Annotated in this window: 13 protein-coding genes; all 13 read left to right on the top strand. The window is 46.1% G+C overall.

Annotated features, from left to right (window positions below):
* Nucleotides 1-95 precede the first annotated feature (95 nt).
* The 13 genes from L7D49_RS19280 (at nucleotide 96) to L7D49_RS19220 (ending at nucleotide 16,198) form a co-directional block, all read left to right on the top strand.
* On the top strand, nucleotides 96-4,406 hold the full coding sequence (locus L7D49_RS19280) for a PolC-type DNA polymerase III (protein WP_238084001.1): 4,311 nt from the start codon (nucleotides 96-98) through the stop codon (nucleotides 4,404-4,406).
* 260 nt (nucleotides 4,407-4,666) lie between these two features.
* Nucleotides 4,667-5,143 (top strand): ribosome maturation factor RimP, encoded by a 477-nt coding sequence (rimP, locus tag L7D49_RS19275; protein WP_238084000.1) that lies wholly within the window; start codon nucleotides 4,667-4,669, stop codon nucleotides 5,141-5,143.
* A 24-nt stretch (nucleotides 5,144-5,167) separates the two neighbouring features.
* Nucleotides 5,168-6,373, top strand: coding sequence for a transcription termination factor NusA (nusA, locus tag L7D49_RS19270; RefSeq protein ID WP_238083998.1), 1,206 nt, complete (start codon nucleotides 5,168-5,170; stop codon nucleotides 6,371-6,373).
* A gap of 19 nt (nucleotides 6,374-6,392) precedes the next feature.
* The gene (gene rnpM, locus L7D49_RS19265) at nucleotides 6,393-6,671 is read left to right on the top strand and encodes an RNase P modulator RnpM (RefSeq protein ID WP_238083996.1); all 279 of its coding nucleotides are present in this window, start codon (nucleotides 6,393-6,395) and stop codon (nucleotides 6,669-6,671) included.
* On the top strand, nucleotides 6,668-7,045 hold the full coding sequence (locus tag L7D49_RS19260; RefSeq protein WP_238083992.1) for a YlxQ family RNA-binding protein: 378 nt from the start codon (nucleotides 6,668-6,670) through the stop codon (nucleotides 7,043-7,045). Before rnpM ends, L7D49_RS19260 begins: the two co-directional genes overlap by 4 nt.
* On the top strand, nucleotides 6,993-9,431 hold the full coding sequence (infB, locus tag L7D49_RS19255) for a translation initiation factor IF-2 (protein ID WP_238083990.1): 2,439 nt from the start codon (nucleotides 6,993-6,995) through the stop codon (nucleotides 9,429-9,431). The genes L7D49_RS19260 and infB overlap by 53 nt, the downstream gene beginning before the upstream one ends.
* On the top strand, nucleotides 9,428-9,706 hold the full coding sequence (locus tag L7D49_RS19250) for a DUF503 domain-containing protein (protein WP_238083987.1): 279 nt from the start codon (nucleotides 9,428-9,430) through the stop codon (nucleotides 9,704-9,706). The genes infB and L7D49_RS19250 overlap by 4 nt, the downstream gene beginning before the upstream one ends.
* A gap of 23 nt (nucleotides 9,707-9,729) precedes the next feature.
* Nucleotides 9,730-10,077, top strand: coding sequence for a 30S ribosome-binding factor RbfA (rbfA, locus tag L7D49_RS19245; protein WP_238083986.1), 348 nt, complete (start codon nucleotides 9,730-9,732; stop codon nucleotides 10,075-10,077).
* 81 nt (nucleotides 10,078-10,158) lie between these two features.
* A complete protein-coding gene (truB, locus tag L7D49_RS19240; RefSeq protein ID WP_238083984.1) occupies nucleotides 10,159-11,070 on the top strand; it encodes a tRNA pseudouridine(55) synthase TruB in 912 nt (303 codons plus the stop codon).
* Nucleotides 11,071-11,095: 25 nt separating this feature from the next.
* On the top strand, nucleotides 11,096-12,046 hold the full coding sequence (locus L7D49_RS19235) for a bifunctional riboflavin kinase/FAD synthetase (protein ID WP_238083981.1): 951 nt from the start codon (nucleotides 11,096-11,098) through the stop codon (nucleotides 12,044-12,046).
* Between the two features lie 216 nt (nucleotides 12,047-12,262).
* Nucleotides 12,263-12,532, top strand: a complete 270-nt coding sequence (gene rpsO / locus L7D49_RS19230) for a 30S ribosomal protein S15 (RefSeq protein ID WP_207961988.1) — start codon at nucleotides 12,263-12,265, stop codon at nucleotides 12,530-12,532.
* Between the two features lie 219 nt (nucleotides 12,533-12,751).
* Entirely contained in the window at nucleotides 12,752-14,884 is a 2,133-nt protein-coding gene (pnp, locus tag L7D49_RS19225) for a polyribonucleotide nucleotidyltransferase (RefSeq protein WP_238083979.1), read from the top strand.
* 72 nt (nucleotides 14,885-14,956) lie between these two features.
* On the top strand, nucleotides 14,957-16,198 hold the full coding sequence (locus L7D49_RS19220; RefSeq protein WP_238083978.1) for a M16 family metallopeptidase: 1,242 nt from the start codon (nucleotides 14,957-14,959) through the stop codon (nucleotides 16,196-16,198).
* Nucleotides 16,199-16,259 lie beyond the last annotated feature (61 nt).

The raw sequence follows: 16,259 nt of genomic DNA, 5'->3' as shown, positions 1-16,259 counted from the left end.
GGGCAGACACATCAAGCATGTCGAGTTGCTGGCGGTTTCCTTTTAATGTTTTGCTTCGCGCATAACAAGATCGCAGGCAGAAAGGAGGATGTCCCATGGACGGAAAAATGAAATTAATGACTTTGTTGCAACAAATTAACATGACCGATGATCAGTTTGTCGTGCATTTTGAGAATGCCACGTTAGAGCGGCTGGCGATTCATAAAAAATCGAGGATATGGCGGTTTGAAATTGTAAATGACAAGCCATTGCCGATTGCGGTCTACAAAACTTTCAAACAGCGGGTTTTGGATGCTTTTGCATCGATTGCGACGATTCAGCTCCACGTTACATGCCAGGAAAGAAGGATGGATCAAGAGCTGATCACCAGCTATTGGCCGTTGATTCTGGAAGAAATACAAGATATGTCACCTCCGATTCGTGAGCGCCTCAGCAATCAACGTCCAGAAGTCAAAGGGGAAAAGCTCATGCTCGGTTCGGGTACTGAGTTTGAAATGCAGACATTGAAGAATAAATATGCAAAGTTGCTAGCTGATGTCTATGGCACGTTCGGGTTTCCTTCCCTGTTATTCGATTTTCATTTGCAAGAAGAAAACAAGGAGGAAGAAGAAGCGCGCCTCGCATTCATGGCAGCCCGGCAAGCGGAAGAAGAGGCTTATGCCCTAAAAGCGCTGGCTTCTATGCAAGAACGCGACACAACTAAGAAGGACAGCCCTGAAAACAACAGGCCGTTTATCCTTGGTGTGCCAATCAAACCAGATGAACCGATCCTTGACATTAAGACAATACAAGACGAAGAACGCCGCGTGACAATTGAAGGGTATGTATTTGATGTCGAAGTGAGAGAGCTTCGAAGCGGACGTTCCTTGCTGACAATTAAAGTAACAGATTACACCGATTCCATTCTCGTCAAAATGTTCTCCAGGGACAACGAAGATGCCGAATTGATGAAAACGATGAAAAAAGGCGCGTGGGTCCGAGCGAGAGGAAGTATACAAAATGATACGTTTGTGCGGGATCTGATCATGATGGCGCAAGATATCATGGAAGTTCCGCCGATTGTCAGAAAGGACAAAGCGCCTGAAGATCGAAAACGGATTGAATTGCATGCGCATACGAATATGAGCCAAATGGATGGAGTAACATCCGCATCCGCACTCGTAGCCCAGGCTGCGAAATGGGGCCATCCTGCTGTTGCCATAACGGATCACGCCAATGTCCAATCGTTCCCTGAAGCTTATTCGGCCGGGAAAAAGCATGGCATAAAAGTCCTCTTCGGTTTGGAGGCCAATTTGGTCGATGATGGGGTTCCAATCGTATATGATGAACAGCATCGCAAGCTGGAAGACGATACATATGTTGTGTTTGACGTGGAAACAACAGGTCTTTCTGCTGTATACGACACAATCATCGAACTCGCTGCGGTAAGAGTGCAGAATGGGGAAATTACCGAACGGTTTGAACGGTTTGCCAATCCGCATCATCCGTTGTCTTCTACGACAACAGAATTGACGGGAATTACAGATGACATGGTGAAAGATGCACCGGAAGTGGAAGAAGTTATCCGTGACTTCAAAGCGTTTATTGGGGATTCCATACTCGTTGCGCATAACGCCTCTTTCGATATGGGCTTCTTTTACGAAGCGAGCAAAAAGTCTGGTGTCCATGACAAGAACTATCCAGTCATCGATACGTTGGAACTGGCCCGCTTCCTGTATCCAGAATTACGAAATCATCGGCTCAACACCTTGGCCAAGAAATTTGATATTGAATTGACACAGCATCACCGTGCCATCTATGACACGGAGGCAACCGCATACTTATTCGTGAAGCTTATGAAGGATGCCGCTGAAAAAGGAATTGAGTGGCTCGACGACTTCAATAAGAACATCGGAGAAGGGGATGCCTATAAGCGATCTCGACCATCCCATTGCACCTTGTTAGTTGCCAATGATACAGGCTTGAAAAATTTGTTCAAACTCGTTTCCTACTCGCATCTTAACTATTTCTATCGGGTGCCCCGGATTCCACGCTCGTTATTGATGAAACACCGTGAAGGCCTGCTGGTCGGATCTGGCTGTGATAAGGGAGAGGTATTTGAAGGGCTGATGCAGAAGTCGCTTGAAGAAGTAGAGGAAATCGCCAAGTTTTATGATTACCTTGAACTGCATCCGAAACCGGTCTATTCCCATTTGGTCGAACTGGAATTGATTCGCGATGAATGGAATATGGAAGACATCATGCGGAAAATGATCAAATTGGGCAAGAAGACGGGCCTTCCGGTATGTGCGACAGGAAATGTACATTACATTGACGAAAACGATGGGATGTATCGGCAGGTTCTTGTTCGTTCCCAAGGCGGCGCAAATCCATTAAACCGCCACTCCTTGCCTGCGGTCCACTTCAGGACGACGAATGAAATGCTCGATGAGTTTTCATTCTTGGGTGATGAGATTGCCGAGCAGATTGTTATTGATAATCCTAAGGCCATTATGGAACGCATTGGGGACGTAAAGGTTATTAAAGACGATCTCTATCCGCCCGCTATCGAAGGGGCAGATGAGGAGGTACGCCAGCTGACATACGATATGGCCCATAAAATATATGGTGAAGAGCTCCCTGAAATTATTGAGGCACGAATAGAGAAGGAATTGACTTCAATTATCGGTAATGGATTTGCGGTTATTTATCTAATTTCACATAAACTGGTAAAGAAATCATTGGATGACGGGTACCTGGTCGGTTCCCGTGGATCGGTCGGTTCTTCCCTAGTAGCGACCATGATGGAAATTACAGAAGTGAATCCGATGCCGCCACACTATATTTGTCCGTCTTGTAAAACTTCCGAGTTCTTTGATGACGGATCGGTCGGGTCTGGTTTTGACTTGCCCGATAAAGCTTGTCCGTCGTGTGGAACGATGTTCAAAAAAGATGGCCAGGATATTCCGTTTGAAACGTTCCTAGGATTCAACGGTGATAAAGTTCCCGACATCGATTTGAACTTTAGCGGAGAATATCAAGCGCACGCACATAACTACACGAAAGTACTTTTTGGTGAGGATTATGTGTACCGTGCGGGTACAATCGGAACGGTTGCCGAAAAAACTGCCTATGGGTATGTCAGAGGCTATATGAACGACAATAATCTTCACCTCCGCGGTGCCGAAATCGATCGCCTTGTGCAAGGTTGTACCGGCGTAAAACGTAATACGGGGCAGCACCCGGGCGGAATCATTGTTGTGCCGGATCATATGGAGATTTTCGATTTCACGCCAATCCAGTATCCTGCTGATGATACCGGCTCGAGCTGGCGGACGACGCATTTCGACTTCCACTCCATTGATAACAACTTGTTGAAACTGGATATTCTCGGGCACGATGATCCGACGATGATCAAGATGCTGGAGGATTTGTCAGGAATCGACCCGAAAACGATTCCGCCGGATGACAAAGGGGTTATGGCACTCTTCAGCGGCACTTCGTCACTCGGAGTCACAGAGGAACAGATCGACTGTAAGACAGGGACACTGGGCGTGCCGGAGTTTGGTACCCGATTTGTTCGTCAAATGTTGGAAGAGACGAAGCCGTCGACATTTTCTGAGCTCATTCAAATATCCGGCCTGTCGCATGGTACGGATGTATGGCTCGGCAATGCACAAGAGTTAATTCAAAATAAAATCTGTGAATTATCTGATGTAATCGGCTGTCGTGATGATATTATGGTGTACTTGATTTACCAAGGGCTGGAACCGTCCATCGCCTTTAAGATCATGGAATCGGTTCGGAAGGGGAAAGGGCTGACGCCTGAATTCGAAGCCGAAATGAAAGCGAACAACGTGCCGGATTGGTATATCGATTCCTGTAAGAAAATCAAGTACATGTTCCCGAAAGCCCATGCGGCCGCCTACGTTCTCATGGCGCTTCGAATTGCCTATTTCAAGGTGCATCACCCGATCATGTATTATGCCGCGTACTTTACGGTACGGGCGACTGATTATGACCTGGTAACCATGACCAAGGGACCGGCCTCTATCCGTGCGAAAATCAAAGAGATTAATGACAAGGGATTGGAAGCCTCGCCGAAAGAGAAAAGCTTATTGACTGTATTGGAAATTTCACTTGAAATGTGTGAAAGAGGATTTTCCTTCGCGAAACCAGATTTGTACAAGTCAGATGCCACGGATTTCATTATCGAGGATAATAAACTCATCCCGCCGTTCAATTCAATTCCTTCACTCGGGACAAACGTCGCCAAAATGATTGTAGAAGCCCGAAAAGATGGGATTTTCCTTTCGAAAGAGGATTTACAGCAGCGGGGGAGAGTTTCGAAGACAGTCGTGGAATACATGGATACCCTTGGTTGTTTGGAAGGGATGCCAGACACGAACCAGCTATCACTGTTTTAATTTGCAGACAGGAAAGCGCGTTACAATTCACCAGCCATGCACATTATTTGCATAGAAGTGCACCAGGTGGTATAATTGTAGCAACTTTTGCTATAAGTCTCGCGTAAAAAGAGTGGGGTTTCCCGCTCTTTTCTGTTGTCTATACTTATTTTACCTCGCTCGGCTGAATTTGACCTATCCATGTATCAGGTACAAAAGCCGGAGAGTCGGCAGGTGCGCCGGGGCGATAGCGATTAGAATTCACGTTCGGGAGGTTTAAAATGAGTAAAATAACAGAAGAAGTCGAACAGCTTGTCAAGCCGATTGTAGAGGATTTCAGCTTGGAGCTGATCGATGTCGAGTTTGTGAAAGAAGGAAAAGACTGGTTTTTACGTGTCTATATTGATACCCCAGAAGGGAACATCGATATTGAACAATGTGCGCTCGTCAGTGAAAGGCTGAGCGAAGAGTTGGACCGGACCGATCCAATCCCACAAAACTATTTCCTTGAAGTTTCTTCACCAGGGGCTGAACGTCCTCTCAAAAAAGAAGAGGATTTTCAAAGAGCTGTCGGCCAATATGTGTTCGTCAAAACATACGAGCCGGTGAATGGCATGAAAGAGTTTGAAGGCTATCTGCTTTCATACACTCCCGAAAAAGTGGAGATCCAAATGCGAATAAAAACGAGAAAATTAACAGTGGAAATTGAAAAGGAAAAGATTGCATTTGCACGTCTGGCAATCGATTTTTCCGCATAATTGAATTTAGGGGAGTGAAGAACAATGAGTAGTGATCTACTCGATGCATTGACAGCTCTTGAGAAACAGAAAGGCATTTCAAGGGATGTATTAGTGGAAGCAATTGAAGCGGCACTTGTGACTGCTTACAAACGGAATTTTAACCAAGCGCAAAATGTCCGGGTTGACTTGAACCTTGAAAAAGGGACGATGAAAGTCTACTCCCGCAAAGATGTTGTGGAAGAAGTCGAAGACGAAAGACTTGAAATTGCGCTGGAAGATGCACATATGATTAATCCTGCCTATGAAATCGGCGATATTGTCGAGGAAGAAGTGACGCCGCGTGATTTTGGACGAATTGCAGCGCAAACAGCGAAACAAGTTGTCACGCAGCGTGTCCGTGAAGCGGAACGCGGGTTAATCTACGATGAGTATGTGGACCGTGAAGATGATATTGTCAACGGGATTGTAGAACGGCTCGATCAGCGCAATATTTATGTTGGGCTAGGCAAAGTGGAGGCTGTCCTTCCTGTAGCAGAGCAGATTCAATCGGAATCCTACCAGCCCCATGACCGGATCAAAGTCTACATCACAAAAGTGGAACGCACATCACGCGGTCCACAAGTATTCGTATCTCGTACACATCCGGGATTGCTTCGCAGACTTTTTGAAATGGAAGTGCCTGAAATCTATGACGGCACAGTTGAAATCAAATCCATCGCACGGGAAGCAGGAGACCGCTCGAAAATTTCGGTCCATACGAATAACGAAGAAGTTGATCCTGTCGGCTCATGCGTAGGCTCAAGAGGCGCCCGCGTCCAATCCATTTCAAACGAATTGAACGGCGAGAAAATCGATATCGTCGAGTGGTCTGAAGACCCTGTTGTTTTCGTTGCGAATGCATTGAGCCCTTCTAAAGTGCTGGATGTCCAAGTGAATGAAGAAGAGAAATCCACAACTGTTGTCGTTCCTGACTATCAATTGTCTCTTGCAATCGGGAAGAGAGGCCAAAATGCCCGCCTTGCAGCTAAGCTGACTGGCTGGAAAATTGATATCAAGAGTGAAACAGATGCACGCGAAATGGGAATCTATCCTTCTGCCGGTCAAAACATCTTGTTCCAAGAAGAAGTGGACGTATATAGCGCGGAAGAAGATGGCGACGATGTGTATACCGACGATCCATACAGCATGGAAGAGCCGGAAGCGGACGAAGCGATCGATCTTTACGCAGATACAAATGATGACAATTGATATGGGAGGCTGACTTCTCATGACGAATAATCGTAAAGTGCCTTTGCGCAAATGTGCGGCGACTGGAGACATGTTCCCTAAAAAGGAAATGATCCGGATCGTACGTACGAAGGAAGGCGAAGTCTCGGTCGATTTGACCGGAAAGAAATCAGGTAGAGGCACCTATGTGTCGAAGACGGAATCCGCTGTTGAGGCAGCACGCCGTAACCATTCAATTGAAAAGCAATTGGGCGTGGCAGTCCCTGAGCAGGTCTATGAGGATTTACTGCATGCCATTCGCCGAGAGGCTCTGAAATGAGTCACACAGCGGCTATCTATCAAACATTGGGCATGGCGGCACGTGCCAGGAAAATCGTCACAGGCGAAGAGCTGGTCGTTCGTGAAATCAGAAACGGCAAAGCCAAACTGGTGATCGTGTCGAACGATGCTTCAAAAAATACAATGAAAAAAATTACGGATAAATGTAATTCTTATAACGTTGAGAAGCATGTCCTAGGTTCCAGAGAAGAACTTGGGCATGCTATCGGTAAAGAGTCGCGGGTCGTTCTCGCGTTAACGGATGCCGGTTTTGCCGGGAAGCTATCCGGGCTCCTCAACGAATCTAACCGGGGGTGGGCTAATGACGAAGATACGTGTACACGAATACGCGAAGAAAGTGAATCGGACGAGTAAAGAAGTCATTGAGGAATTAGGAAAGATTAATGTGAATGTTTCCAATCACATGTCTATGTTGGATCATGATGCGACAGCTAAATTGGATGCGAAATTCGGCAGAAAGAATGAAGGACAGCCTGCAAATGGCGCTCCTGCAAGAAATAAGCAACCGAACGCACAGCGTCCTGCAAACCGAGGCGATCAAAAGCAAGGCCGCAATTCGAATGAAAACCGACCAGGCCAACGCTCCGGTTCAAATGGCCAAGGAAGACCAAACCAAGGCCAAAACCAAAATCAAAACCAAAATCAAAATCAAAATAAACCTCGTCCAGGTCAAGGCGGTACACAACGCCCGGCTGGCCAAGGCAATGGCAACAAACCAGGCCAAGGTCAAGCTAGACCAGGTGGCCAGGGTGGCCAAGGCGGCAATCGTCCGCAATCCGGCCAGCAACGTCCGAATAACCAGGGTGGCGGCAATCGAAATCAAGGTCAAGGCGGCAACCGCAACCAAGCACAAGGTGGCCAGGGTGGCCAAGGTGGCAATCGTCAAGGCGGAAGAGGCGGTCGTCCACCAGCAAAAGGGATCAACCAAGGAAGACGGAGATATCGTCCAACGACTCCAATGCCAAAAGTTGAAAAACCGTTGCCGGAAAAAATTACGTTCTATGAATCGCTTTCTGTTGGCGAGCTAGCTCAAAAATTAGGCAAGGAACCGTCTGAAATCATTAAGAAATTATTCATGCTTGGGGTTATGGCAACTATTAACCAAGAGCTGGATAAGGATGCAATCGAATTGATCTGCGCAGACTATGGTGTGGAGGTTGAGGAAGAAATCCGCATCGATGTGACCGATCTTGAAATTTATTTTGAAGAAAATGAGGAAGTGGAATCCGGTGAAACGGAACGCCCTCCTGTCGTTACAATCATGGGTCACGTCGACCATGGTAAAACAACATTATTGGACTCCATCCGTGATACAAAAGTGACACAAGGGGAAGCAGGAGGCATCACGCAGCATATTGGTGCTTATCAAATCGAGGAAGCAGGGAAGAAAATCACCTTCCTTGATACTCCGGGTCACGAAGCCTTCACAACGATGCGTGCACGCGGTGCCAGCGTGACGGATATTACCATCCTCGTTGTTGCCGCGGATGACGGCGTTATGCCTCAAACCATTGAGGCGATCAACCATGCAAAAGCTGCGGAAGTTCCAATCATCGTCGCAGTAAATAAAATGGATAAGCCAAGTGCTAACCCGGATCGTGTTATGCAAGAGCTTACCGAGCATGGCCTCGTTGCGGAAGATTGGGGTGGCGACACAATCTTCGTTCCGATTTCCGCATTAAAAGGCGAAGGGATTGAACAGTTGCTTGAAATGGTCCTCCTTGTCTCTGAGGTGGCAGAATTGAAAGCAAATCCTGGAATCCGTGCGCGTGGTTCAGTCATCGAAGCTCAATTGGATCGTGGACGCGGCTCTGTTGCAACCTTGCTAGTACAAAATGGTACATTGCATGTAGGAGATCCAATTGTTGTCGGAAATACATTCGGCCGTGTTCGTGCGATGATCAATGATGTAGGACGCCGGGTAAAAGAAGCGGGACCATCGACTCCAGTCGAAATTACTGGCTTGAACGATGTTCCGCAGGCAGGTGACCGTTTTGTCGTCTTCGAAGACGAGAAGACAGCCCGTCAAATCGGGGAATCGAGAGCGGGAGACGCTCTTCAAGAGCAACGCGTTGAAAAAACGCGTGTAACGCTAGATAACTTATTCGATCAGATGAAACAAGGCGAAATGAAAGAGCTTAACCTGATTGTCAAAGCAGACGTCCAAGGTACGGTCGAAGCAATGGCAGCTTCATTGATGAAAATCGATGTAGAAGGGGTTAACGTCAAGATCATCCATACGGGTGCAGGTGCTATTAATGAATCTGACATTTCACTTGCTGCGGCATCCAATGCCATCGTCATCGGATTTAATGTCCGTCCTGACGTCAATGCGAAGCGTGCAGCGGAAGAGGAAGGCGTCGACATTCGATTGCACCGCGTCATTTATAAAGTAATCGAGGAAATCGAAGCAGCCATGAAAGGTATGCTGGATCCGGAATATGTGGAAAAAGTCATTGGTCAGGCAGAAGTGCGTGAGACTTTCAAAGTATCGAAAATCGGAACGATTGCCGGCAGCTATGTCATTGACGGCAAAATCACAAGAGATTCTGGTGTACGTATTGTCCGTGACAACATTGTTGTCTTTGAAGGTGAATTGGACACATTGAAACGCTTCAAGGACGATGTGAAAGAAGTGGCGAAAGGCTACGAATGCGGTATTACGATTAAGAACTTTAATGACATTAAAGAAGGCGACATCATCGAAGCCTACGTAATGGAGGAAGTCAAACGGGTATGATTGTCTATGCGGAATGTTCATTCTTCATTCCTGACATCAGCTCGCTGAAGGGAAAGCGCTCTGTCCTGCAACGCATGATGGAACGTGTGAAAAATGATTTCAATGTATCCGTCGCAGAAGTAGATTACCAAGATCTATGGCAGCGGACGGTCATTGCACTCGTTTGTGTCGCTTCAGCAAAAGAACCTGCAGAGGGAGAAGTCAGGAGAGCCATACGTTTCTTGGAATCCAATCCGGAATGGGAACTGACAGATCTTCAGCTGGAATACTATTGAATTTAGAATCGGGGTGAGCGTGCATGACAATGCGATCGAACCGAGTTGCTGAGCAGATGAAGAAGGAACTTGGCGAAATCATCGGCCAAAAGTTGAAGGATCCGAGAATCGGATTTGTGACTGTCACAGACGTCGATGTTACTGGTGATCTACAACAAGCGACTGTATTCATCTCTGTACTAGGCAGCGATTATAAAAAGGAAGAAACGTTAAAAGGTCTTTCTAAAGCAAAGGGATTCATTCGTTCGGAGATCGGACAGAGGATCCGGCTACGGAAAACACCTGAAATCGAATTTGCGTTTGACGATTCTGTAGAATACGGAAATCGGATTGAATCTTTGCTCCGCCAAGTGCGGGATGACGAACAATAATTGAGTGGAGGAAGTCGTCGCCATTGAGGCTTTCGGCTTCCTCTATTTACTACATACGAGCTGTTGGCGAGGAGGAACGTCATGGATGGAATTCTTCCATTGTGGAAAGAAAAAGGGATGACGTCTCATGACTGCGTATTTAAATTGCGCAAAATACTGGGCATGAAGCGGATCGGCCATACGGGAACGCTGGATCCGAGTGTGGAAGGCGTCCTTCCTATTTGTCTTGGACAGGCGACGAAAGTGGCCGAATATATTACAGATGCCGGGAAGGAATATATTGCTGAGGTGAGTATCGGCTCCTCAACGGAAACAGAGGACGCAGACGGAGAGAAAGTAGCAGTGGACAGCTCTTTTAAATCCATTTCAAGAGCATCCGTAGAGCACGCCTTGAAGCAACTGACCGGTGAGATTACCCAGGTGCCCCCGATGTATTCTGCCGTCAAGGTGAATGGCCGCAGACTGTATGAATATGCCCGAAAAGGTCTTGAAGTGGAACGACCCGAGCGGAGAGTCATGATTTATGACATTGAACTGCTGGATGAACGTGCGCAATTTGACGGGGAAGAGATTACATTCATGATTAAGGTTGCATGCGGAAAGGGTACTTATATTCGTACACTTGCTGTTCAGATCGGCGAGTTGCTCGGATATCCCGCTCATATGTCTTCACTCGTGCGTACCATGTCGGGAACTTTTACAAAGTCTGAATGTTTGACGCTGGAAGAGACGAGAGAACAATTCCTCAAAGGATCGCTTGATGCATTCATCAGACCTCTTGAAGATGCCTTGGCTGAGTTTCCTACTGTTGAACTGGATGCCGGCTTGCTCGGCAACATTAGGAACGGTCAAGTATTACAGCGCATAGCATTGCTTGAAGATCATGAGAGAGTTGTTTTTACACATGAAGGAAAAGCTGTGGCCGTCTATAAAAATCATCCGGCAAAAGCTGGCATGATGAAACCGGAAAAGATGTTTGCTTTTCAATCGTAATACCTATCCAGAAAGGAGGATCGAAATGGAAATCTTTGAGTTGGACTATCCTAACAATACAGCAGTAGACGGGCAGGATGAGTACTCCTTAGCCATCGGTTTTTTTGATGGTTTGCACAAAGGACACCAGCAGGTCATTGAGAGTGCTGTTCAAAAAGCAAAGGAACTTGGTATCCATTCTGCAGTCATGACATTCAATCCACATCCATCCCATCTTTTTGGCAAAGGCAAAGAAAAAGTCGGTTACATAACACCTTATGAAGAAAAAGTGAAAGTGCTAGAAACTTTGGGGGTAGACACCTTATTCATCGTCCGATTTGATTGGGAATTGGCATCCTTATCACCTGAGCAATTTGTAAATATTTTCATAAAAGGTTTACATGTCAAACATGTCACGGCCGGATTTGATTTCACATTTGGCTCAAAAGGCGCCGGAACGATGGAGCATATGGCTCTTCTCTCAGAAGGTTCATACGGCACTACGGTAATCGAAAGAGTGGAAGAGGCGAACGAGAAAATCTCTTCTACCCGCATACGAACACTGCTTGCGGAAGGAAATGTCGAAAAGACGGCGGAATTGCTTGGGCGTCCTTTCCGTACAACAGGGAAAGTGATCCATGGTGAAAAGAGGGGACGGCTTCTAGGTTTCCCGACTGCCAATATTGAAACAGACGAAGAAACGATCCTGCCTAAAAACGGGGTATATGCTGTATTTTTTACCGTTCAATCAGAGAAACACCTTGGCGTTTGCAATGTCGGCATTAAGCCCACCTTTAAAAATCCAGGTGAAATGAAGCCGCTTATTGAAGTGCATGTGTTGGATTTTGATGGCGATTTATATGATCAGGTTGGCTCGGTCGATTGGATTGCTTCGATTCGCAATGAACAAAAATTTGCTTCCGTCGACGAACTCGTCGCGCAAATCGGGCGGGATAAGGAAACGGCACGCAAGTTATTGGGAAACATCACTTCATAATCTGTTGTGCCTGTTTCCGCTTTTGCTAGCAGCCTTTGGAAAAGAAATTGTTAAATGACATCATTTACGTGCTCAACTAGTTGAAAGTTGCATATATGATGCCGCCATGATATGATGAATCAGTGCTTAGTAGCACAAACCGTTCCTCGGCAAATCGATTCACCAACGATTGCTCGGGATTTGGGGATATTCTTTATTAATTAGGAGGTGAAAAGGATGGCAATTACACAAGAACGTAAACATGAATTGATCAACGAGTACAAAGTTCATGAAAACGATACAGGATCTGCTGAAGTACAGATCGCTATCCTTACAGAAGAGATCAACAACTTGAACAGCCATTTGCGTACGCATAAAAAGGATCACCACTCTCGTCGTGGCCTTTACAAAATGGTCGGTACACGCCGTAGACTTCTTAAGTATCTACGCGAAACTGATGTTCAACGGTACCGTGATCTTATTGCAAAACTCGGCCTTCGCCGTTAATAAGACAAATACGAAAAGCGGGCCTTGCCCGCTTTTTTCTATGAAAAATAAACTTCCATGGAGGCGGACAGATTGTGATACCCGTTATCCAGTCTGCATCCCCCTGCTTTTACAATATTATTTTAAATACTTCGCATAACGTTTCCTTTTTTGATACACTACTACTTAATACATACTACGTATGAACTTTTATTGTTACATTAGAAAGGGGTTCCATTCATGACAGAACAGAAAAAGGTATACACCCTCGATTGGGCGGGAAGACCGCTCACAATCGAAACCGGCCAGCTTGCAAAGCAGGCGAATGGTGCAGTGCTCGTCAGATACGGTGAAACAACTGTACTTTCGACAGCAACAGCATCGAAAAATCCAAAAGCACTTGATTTCTTCCCATTGACTGTCAATTATGAAGAACGTTTATATGCGGTCGGTAAAATTCCAGGAGGCTTTATCAAGCGGGAAGGGCGTCCGTCCGAAAAAGCGGTTTTGACAAGCCGTCTGATTGACCGTCCGATTCGTCCATTATTTGCGGATGGATTCCGTAACGATGTACAAGTCATTTCCCTTGTCATGTCAGTCGATCAAAATTGTTCCTCTGAAATGGCTGCTATGCTAGGCTCCTCGCTCGCATTGTCCATTTCGGACATTCCGTTTGAAGGCCCGATCGCCGGTGTCCATATTGGACGCCTCAATGGGGAATTCATCATCAACCCGACGCCTGAACAGCTGGAAGCAAGTGAGCTCGATCTAGTTGTTGCCGGGACAAAAGATGCCATCAACATGGTAGAAGCCGGAGCGAAAGAAGTTTCGGAAGATATTATCTTAGAAGCAATTATGTTCGGCCACGAAGAAATCAAGAAATTGATCGAATTCCAAGAAAAGATTGTCGCGGAAGTCGGCAAGCAAAAGATGGAGATCGAACTGTTTGAGCTAGACGAGCAATTAATGGCTGTCATTAAGGAAAAATGCGAAAAAGATCTGATCAGCGCGATCCAAACTGAAGAGAAACACGCTAGAGAAGATGCCATTAACGAAGTGAAAGCTCGTGTCATTGACGAATATACGGAAAATGAAGCGGACGATGAGACACTAAAACAAGTGAAAAATGTTTTGGAAAAGCTCATCAAGGACGAAGTACGCCGTCTTATTACAGACGAAAAAATCCGTCCGGACGGCCGGAAACTGGAAGAAATTCGTCCGTTGTCTTCAGAAGTCGGCATTCTTCAAAGAACGCATGGCTCTGGATTGTTCACACGAGGACAGACACAGGCATTGAGTGTTTGTACACTTGGCGCACTTGGCGAAGTGCAGATTATAGACGGGCTTGGCCTGGAAGAATCCAAGCGATTCATGCACCATTACAACTTCCCTAACTTCAGCGTAGGGGAAACGGGACCAATCCGCGGACCAGGCCGCCGGGAAATCGGACATGGAGCGCTAGGTGAGCGGGCTTTAGAAGCGGTTATTCCAGACGAAAAAGAATTCCCATATACGATCCGTTTGGTTGCGGAAGTCCTTGAATCGAATGGTTCCTCTTCTCAGGCATCCATTTGTGCATCAACAATGGCCATGATGGATGCAGGCATTCCGATTAAAGCGCCAGTTGCCGGTATTGCCATGGGATTGGTTAAGAAGGATGACAACTACTCGATACTATCCGACATCCAAGGAATGGAAGACCATCTTGGAGATATGGACTTTAAAGTGGCAGGAACCGAAAAAGGAATTACTGCCCTACAGATGGACATTAAAATTGAAGGCCTTTCCAAACAGATTTTGGAGGAAGCATTGGCACAAGCCAAAATTGGCCGTAACGCGATTTTAAATCATATGCTATCGACGATTTCTGTACCGCGTGGCGAGCTTTCCAAATATGCGCCGAAAATCATTATGATCCGCATTAATCCGGATAAAATCCGTGATGTTATCGGACCTGGCGGTAAAGTCATTAACAAAATCATCGAAGAGACTCACGTCAAGATTGATACGGAACAGGATGGAACTATCTATATTTCTTCGCCTGATTCAGAAATGAATGAGAAAGCGAAGAAAATGATCGAGGATATCGTCAGAGAAGCGAAAGTCGGAGAATATTACATGGGTAAAGTGAAACGGATTGAAAAGTTCGGTGCTTTCCTAGAAATCTTCCCTGGCAAAGACGGCTTGCTGCACATCTCAGAGATTCAGGAAGAGAGAACAAAAGCAGTTGAGGACGTTCTAAAGCTTGGCGATGAATTGCTCGTCAAAGTAATTGAAATTGACAACCAAGGCAGGGTCAATCTGTCCCGCAAAGTCGTTTTGAAAGAAGAGAAAGAGCGGGAAGCTGCACAAAACCCTACAACTGAATCATAATAATACAATACGGAAAGCCCCATCCTGCATAGTGTGAGATGGCGGCTTTTTGTTCTGTCACAGGAGGAACTTATGCTCGAAAAATATACTTGCCCGAACGGGGTTCGCATCGTTCACGAAAAGCTTCCGCATGTCCGTTCTGCTGCAATTGGTATCTGGGTGAAGGCTGGATCCATGCATGAAGACGAATCAGAAGCGGGATTGGCGCATTTTATTGAACATATGCTGTTTAAAGGAACTGCGCAGCGCAGTGCTCGGGACATCGCGGAACAATTTGATTTGATGGGTGGCGACATTAATGCCTTCACATCGAAAGAGATGACTTGCTATTTTACAACAGTTTTAGGGCATCACGCCGAAAAGGCAGTGACAGTCCTTGCGGATATGTTTTTTAATTCCTCCTTTGATCCGGAAGAAATTGAGAAGGAGAAAATGGTCATATACGAGGAAATCGCTTCAGTCGAAGACACGCCTGAAGAGGATGTCGACGAACTATTATGGTCTGATATGTTTGCCGGGCATCCTATCGGCCGGACTGTCGGCGGCAAGGAAGAGACGATCCGCACGTTTTCGAAGGAGAAAATCCAAAAGTTCTTGAATGCTCATTATGTACCCGAGAATATCGTCATTTCAATAGCGGGAAATTATGATGATGGCTTGCTGCAGACTGTTATTAAACTTTTCGGGTCCTATACAAGTAAGCAGAGAACTGTTGTGCCTGCCATGACGGAAACACCGCTCTTTCAATCCGCTGCCAGAAAGAAAGTGAAAGATATTGAACAAGCGCATTTTTGCATCGGTTTTCCCGGTTTGACGATCCGGGATCCACAGCTTCATGATCTCATTTTGCTGGACAGTATAATTGGCGGGACGATGTCATCCAGGTTATTTCAAGAAATCCGAGAAGAGAGAGGGTTGGCGTACTCGGTTTATTCCTATTATTCCGCTTACGAATCTACAGGTGCTTTTGTCGTATACGGGGGAACCTCGCCAGAACGACTGCAAGAAGCGATGGAGACAGTTGAAGACATCCTCTGCGACATCGCTGACAATGGAATCTCCGAGCGGGAGCTGCTGAATGCGAAAGAGCAGTTGAAGGGGAGCTTTTTGCTTGGCCTGGAAAGTACCGAGGCAATTATGCATCGGAATGGCAAGCAGGAACTGATTCTGGAAGACCATAAATCGATTGATGAAGTCGTCAGCTTAATTGACGAGGTAACAGTGGAAAAGGTAAATGCTATGGCATGCAAGCTGCTTAAGGGTCAAAAAGCAGTCTCCATACTCGGACCGCAACTGATTTTGGAAAGTCGATAATTTTATAGAAAATCCCTTTTCCCGGCAGTTTTTTCTTAATTGACTCATATGATAGAGGGAA

The sequence above is a fragment of the Sporosarcina cyprini genome (assembly GCF_022048975.1).
Taxonomy (GTDB): domain Bacteria; phylum Bacillota; class Bacilli; order Bacillales_A; family Planococcaceae; genus Sporosarcina; species Sporosarcina cyprini.
Note: the sequence above shows the minus strand (reverse complement) of the source record. Positions and strands in the feature narration are given on the sequence as shown.

Excerpts from the sequence above, each read along its gene's own strand:
- L7D49_RS19280 (WP_238084001.1), top strand. The coding sequence starts at position 96 with ATGGACGGAAAAATGAAATTAATGACTTTGTTGCAACAAATTAACATG.
- rimP (WP_238084000.1), top strand. The coding sequence starts at position 4,667 with ATGAGTAAAATAACAGAAGAAGTCGAACAGCTTGTCAAGCCGATTGTA.
- nusA (WP_238083998.1), top strand. The coding sequence starts at position 5,168 with ATGAGTAGTGATCTACTCGATGCATTGACAGCTCTTGAGAAACAGAAA.
- rnpM (WP_238083996.1), top strand. The coding sequence starts at position 6,393 with ATGACGAATAATCGTAAAGTGCCTTTGCGCAAATGTGCGGCGACTGGA.
- L7D49_RS19260 (WP_238083992.1), top strand. The coding sequence starts at position 6,668 with ATGAGTCACACAGCGGCTATCTATCAAACATTGGGCATGGCGGCACGT.
- infB (WP_238083990.1), top strand. The coding sequence starts at position 6,993 with ATGACGAAGATACGTGTACACGAATACGCGAAGAAAGTGAATCGGACG.
- L7D49_RS19250 (WP_238083987.1), top strand. The coding sequence starts at position 9,428 with ATGATTGTCTATGCGGAATGTTCATTCTTCATTCCTGACATCAGCTCG.
- rbfA (WP_238083986.1), top strand. The coding sequence starts at position 9,730 with ATGACAATGCGATCGAACCGAGTTGCTGAGCAGATGAAGAAGGAACTT.
- truB (WP_238083984.1), top strand. The coding sequence starts at position 10,159 with ATGGATGGAATTCTTCCATTGTGGAAAGAAAAAGGGATGACGTCTCAT.
- L7D49_RS19235 (WP_238083981.1), top strand. The coding sequence starts at position 11,096 with ATGGAAATCTTTGAGTTGGACTATCCTAACAATACAGCAGTAGACGGG.
- rpsO (WP_207961988.1), top strand. The coding sequence starts at position 12,263 with ATGGCAATTACACAAGAACGTAAACATGAATTGATCAACGAGTACAAA.
- pnp (WP_238083979.1), top strand. The coding sequence starts at position 12,752 with ATGACAGAACAGAAAAAGGTATACACCCTCGATTGGGCGGGAAGACCG.
- L7D49_RS19220 (WP_238083978.1), top strand. The coding sequence starts at position 14,957 with ATGCTCGAAAAATATACTTGCCCGAACGGGGTTCGCATCGTTCACGAA.